The organism is Sphingomonas bacterium (assembly GCF_903643065.1).
In the GTDB taxonomy this organism is placed as follows: Bacteria; Pseudomonadota; Alphaproteobacteria; order Sphingomonadales; family Sphingomonadaceae; genus Sphingomonas.
In genome coordinates this window covers 1-4,635 of the sequence record NZ_CAHJWX010000228.1, presented here as the reverse complement: position 1 = coordinate 4,635, position 4,635 = coordinate 1, and the positions used below count along the sequence as shown (strand labels likewise).

Below are 4,635 nucleotides of genomic sequence, written 5' to 3'. Positions count from 1 at the left end.
GGCGCGAGGCGCTCAACGACGCCGCCGTCGCGATCCTGTGCCTGCCCGACGACGCCGCGCGCGAGGCGGTGGCGCTGATCGGCAACGACCGCACGCGCGTGATCGACGCGTCCAGCGCGCATCGCGTCGCGCCGGGCTGGACCTATGGCTTTCCCGAACTCGGCTTCGATGTCGCCGGCGCGGGGCGGGTCAGCAATCCCGGCTGCTACCCGACCGGCTTTCTCGCGCTCGTGGCACCACTGGTCCGCGCCGGGCTGGTGCCGCCGGACTGGCCGCTCAGCGTCCACGCGGTGTCGGGCTATTCGGGCGGCGGCAAGGCGCTGATCGCTCGGGTGGAGGGCGACGCCACGCTGGCGTGGCGCGGCTATGGCCACGACCTCGCGCACAAGCACGTCCCGGAGATGCGGCTGCACGCCGGCCTGATCCACGCGCCCGTCTTCGCGCCATCGGTCGCGCGGGCCTATCGCGGGATGATCGTCGAGGTGCCGCTCCCGCTCGCGGCGTTGCCGGCCCGGCCATCGCGCGCGGCCCTGATCGACGCCTGGTCCGGCGCGTTCGACGGACAGGCGCTGGTCCGCGTTCATCATGACCTGCCCGACGAGCTGCTGCTCGCGCGCGCCGCGCCGCCCAGCGACCGCTTGGACCTTTACCTCGCGACCGATGCCGCGCAGACGCAGGCGCGGCTGATCGCGGTGCTCGACAATCTGGGCAAGGGCGCGGCTGGCGCCGCCGTCCAGAACCTCAACCTCATGGCCGGCGTCGATTCCCTCGCCGGCCTCGTCCTGTGAAGGTGCCGTCATGACGCGCGATCCCGTGACCAAGCTGCTGCTGTTCGGCGCGACCGGCGACCTGGCGCAGCGCATGCTGCTGCCCTCGCTGTACGGCCTGCACGCCGACGGGCTGCTGCCCAAGGAGCTGGTCATCATCGGCGCCGCGCGCACCGAGCATAGCGACGACAGCTATCGGGAGTTCGCCGGCAAGGCGCTCGACAAGTTCCTCCCCGCCGACCGCAAGGTGGAGGGCGCGGCCGCGACGTTCCTCCAGCGGCTGACCTACCAGCCGATCGACATGAGCGTGGCGGACCAGTTCAAGCCGCTGGCCGACAAGGTCGGCGACATCGCCGGCGGGCTCGCCATCTACCTGTCCACCGCGCCGTCGCTGTTCGAGGCGGCGATCACCGGGCTGGAAGCCGTCGGACTGGCGGGAGAGACGGTGCGGATCGGGCTGGAAAAGCCGCTCGGCTACGACCTCGCCTCATCGCGCGAGATCAACGACGCGGTCGCCAAGGCGTTTCCGGAGGACCGCATCTTCCGCATCGACCATTATCTCGGCAAGGAGACGGTGCAGAACATCCTGGCGCTGCGCTTCGGCAACACGTTCTTCGAACCGATCTGGAACGCGCGCGGGATCGACAACGTCCAGATCACCATCGCCGAGACGGTTGGGCTGGAGGAGCGCGCGGGCTATTACGACGGCGCCGGCGCGTTGCGCGACATGGTGGCCAACCACATCCTCCAGCTGCTGACGCTGGTCGCGATGGAGCCGCCCGCGCGCTACGACAAGACCGCGATCCGCGACGAAAAGGCCAAGGTGCTGCATTCGTTGCGCCCGATCACGCCGGAGGATGTCGGTCGCAACGTCGTGGCGGGCCAGTACGGGGCCGGCGCCTCGGGCGGGCAGATCGTCCGGAGCTATACCGACGAGCTGGGCAAGCCGTCCGACACCGAGACGTTCGTCGCGATCAAGGCCTATGTCGACAATTGGCGCTGGCAGGGCGTGCCCTTCTACCTGCGCACCGGCAAGCGCATGGCGGCGCGCCGGTCGGAGATCGCGATCCAGTTCAAGCCGGTGCCGCACTCGATGTTCGCCGGTCGCGGCGGCATGCTCCAGCCCAACGTGCTCGTCATCAGGCTCCAGCCGGAGGAATATATCCAGCTGCTCGTCATGGCCAAGGAGCCGGGTCTCGATCGGGACGGCGTGCGGCTGCGCGAGGTGCCGCTCAACCTCAGCCTCGATCACGAGTTCGGCACCAAGCGGCGGATCGCGTACGAGCGGCTGCTGCTCGACCTGATCGAGGGCGACCAGACGCTGTTCGTCCGGCGCGACGAGGTGGAAGGCCAATGGAGCTGGATCGATTCGGTCCGCGCCGGCTGGGCGGCGAACGGAACGCGGCCGAAGAGCTATGCGTCGGGCAGCTGGGGCCCGTCGAGCGCGGTCGCGCTGACCGAGCGCGACGGTGTGACCTGGCAGGACGATTGAACCATCGCAGAAGAGGATTGCCCTCCCCGCCGTTCGTGGTGAGGAGGGGCGGAGCCGATCGAAGACCCGCCTTGAACCATATCTGTCCTGCGAGACGCCGCGTCGACTTCGCTCGGCGGCTCCTCGGGACGAACGGAGTTGCTGAACATGACCGACGAAGTGGAATGGTGGGAGTATGACTCCGCCGACGAGATGGCCGGGGCGGTCGCGGGCGACCTGCAGTTCGTGATCGAGTCTGCGCTCGACGCGCGCGGCGCGGCGGTGATCGCGCTCGCCGGCGGCAAGACGCCCGCGCCGATTTATGCCAAGCTGGCCAAGGCCAAGCTCGACTGGAAGCGGGTGACGATCGTGCCGGGGGACGAGCGGATCGTGCCGCTGGGCGATCCGCTGTCCAACGTCACGCTGCTGGGCAAGACCTTCCTTCCGGTCGGCGCGCGGGTCATGCCGATCGTCCCCAAGGTGACCACCGACTATAAGGTCGCCGGGCGCTCGGCCGACGCGCTGATGCAGGATCTGCACTGGCCGCTCGACCTCTGCCTGCTCGGCATGGGCGAGAACGGGCACACCGCGTCGATCTTCCACGGTCCCGATTACGACGAGGCGCTGGGCGGCCCGCGCGAGCGCCGCGCGCTGGGCGTGATGCCGGAGCCGCTGCCGGAGGAAGCGCCCGTGCCGCGCGTCACGCTGTCGCGCCAGGGCATCATCACCGCCAAGGCGCTCACCATCGCGATCACCGGCGCGAAGAAGCGCGAGGTGCTGGAAAACGCGCTGAAGGAAGGCGCCTCGTCCCCCTACCCCATCGGCCGCGTGCTCGCGGACGCGGAGTTGCCGGTGGACATCCACTGGATGGCTTGAACCCCGTTCCGGCGTGGGAAGAAAGCCGCCTACGCCGTGACCATCGAGTCGCCAACCTCTCGCACGGCCGCCTGTCGACGCCGCAACCAGACGCCGATCAGCCCCACGCCAAGGATCGTGGTGATCCATGTCGCCGGTTCGGGGAGATACACAGTCGGGAAGAACTGGACGAAACCGGGCACCGCACCGATGATCGTGAAGCTGTCGATGGTCCCGCTCAACCGAAATGACTGATTGATGAAGCCGTTGCCGGTAGAATAGGAGAGCGTTCCGGTCGCCAACGGCGACGCGATCCTGGTCGGCAAGCCGCCCAACGTATCGGCGTCGTCATACAGCAAGCTAAAATTGGTCGTGCCGCCGACACTGGCCACCGCGTAGCTGCTGGCATAGGTCAGTAGCCCGGACGTCGTGCCATCGACCGTCTCACTGCCATACAGCATGTTCGCGGAGAAGATCGACCCCGTTGAGGTGAGAAAATTGTTGCCACTGAAAGCGAAGCCCGGCTCGGTCAAAACGGAAAACACGCCACTAAATCGGACCAGCCTTGCAGGCTCGGTCGGCCTTCCCGAGCTGTCGCCAATGATCTGCTGGGCGGTGCCGGTGATCTGATACTCCAGAAACTCCGCCGCCCGGCCCGACGCCGACCAGAGCGCAAGTGTCGCCAACACGGCGCGAACCATCGGTCTCATGTTATCCTCCCTGCCCCGCGGCCAGCTTAGGACGCCGCAAAACGAAGTACAGTTATAACATGTTAATGTCCGGCAAGGTCGGAAACGCTCACACCAGCGCTTGAGCAGCCCATCGACGGCTCAGATGCCATGCTCCTTCCGGTATGCCTTCCACTTCGTCACATTCGCGTTGTGCTCCGCCAGCGTGTCCGCGAAGGCGTGTCCACCCGAGCCGTCCGCGACGAAATACAGCGCCGTCGTGTCCGCCGGATCGAGCACCGCGTCGATGGATGCCCGACCCGGATTGGCGATCGGGCCTTCGGGCAGGCCCGTCTGGGCGTAGGTGTTGTACCCGTTCTTCGCGTGCAGCTCCGACTCCTTGATGCGGCGTCCGAGCGGCTTGCCGTGCGTGATCGGGTAGATCACGGTCGGGTCCGCCTGGAGCGGCATGCCGCGCCGCAGCCGGTTGGCATAGACCGCGGCGACCAGGCGGCGTTCGGACGCCTTGCCGGTCTCCTTCTCGACGATGGAGGCGAGAACGATCGCCTCCGCCGGTGTGTGCACGACCAGGTTGGGCCGACGTTTCGCCCAGGCGGCCGCCAGGTAAGCCGTCATCGCCTGCTGCATCCGCTTGACCACGCTCGCGCGCGTGTCGCCCGCGCCGAATGCGTAGCTGTCGGGCAGCACCGAGCCCTCCGCCGGCAGCGGCGCCGCGCCGGTCAGTTCGTCGGTCCGCGCCAGCGCGTCGCGTACCAGCACCGACGGCCAGCCCTCGGGCACCGTCACCAGCCGCTGCGCCGTCTTGCCGGACTGGATCAGCCGCAGGATCGCCGCCGCGCTGGCGCGCGCGGGC

At 68.3% G+C, this 4,635-nt stretch carries 5 protein-coding genes; 3 read left to right on the top strand and 2 right to left on the bottom strand.

Going from position 1 to position 4,635, the window contains the following annotated elements; translation table 11 throughout:
• From argC to pgl, 3 genes are all read left to right on the top strand, one after another.
• Positions 1 to 788 (top strand): N-acetyl-gamma-glutamyl-phosphate reductase (argC, locus tag HUU95_RS09060; protein ID WP_174279814.1); only part of this gene is annotated, 788 nt, incomplete at its 5' end.
• A gap of 10 nt (positions 789 to 798) precedes the next feature.
• Positions 799 to 2,259 carry a glucose-6-phosphate dehydrogenase gene (gene zwf, locus HUU95_RS09055; protein WP_174279813.1) on the top strand — a complete coding sequence of 487 codons (1,461 nt, stop codon included), beginning with the start codon at positions 799 to 801 and terminating at the stop codon, positions 2,257 to 2,259.
• A 147-nt stretch (positions 2,260 to 2,406) separates the two neighbouring features.
• On the top strand, positions 2,407 to 3,114 hold the full coding sequence (pgl, locus tag HUU95_RS09050; protein ID WP_174279812.1) for a 6-phosphogluconolactonase: 708 nt from the start codon (positions 2,407 to 2,409) through the stop codon (positions 3,112 to 3,114).
• A gap of 29 nt (positions 3,115 to 3,143) precedes the next feature.
• Here pgl and HUU95_RS09045 read toward each other — a convergent pair whose 3' ends face one another.
• Both HUU95_RS09045 and mltG read right to left on the bottom strand, forming a co-directional pair.
• Complete coding sequence (locus HUU95_RS09045) at positions 3,144 to 3,803, bottom strand: PEP-CTERM sorting domain-containing protein (protein ID WP_174279811.1); 660 nt, start codon at positions 3,801 to 3,803, stop codon at positions 3,144 to 3,146.
• Between the two features lie 120 nt (positions 3,804 to 3,923).
• Positions 3,924 to 4,635: endolytic transglycosylase MltG (gene mltG, locus HUU95_RS09040; protein ID WP_174279810.1), on the bottom strand; the 712-nt coding region annotated here is incomplete at its 5' end.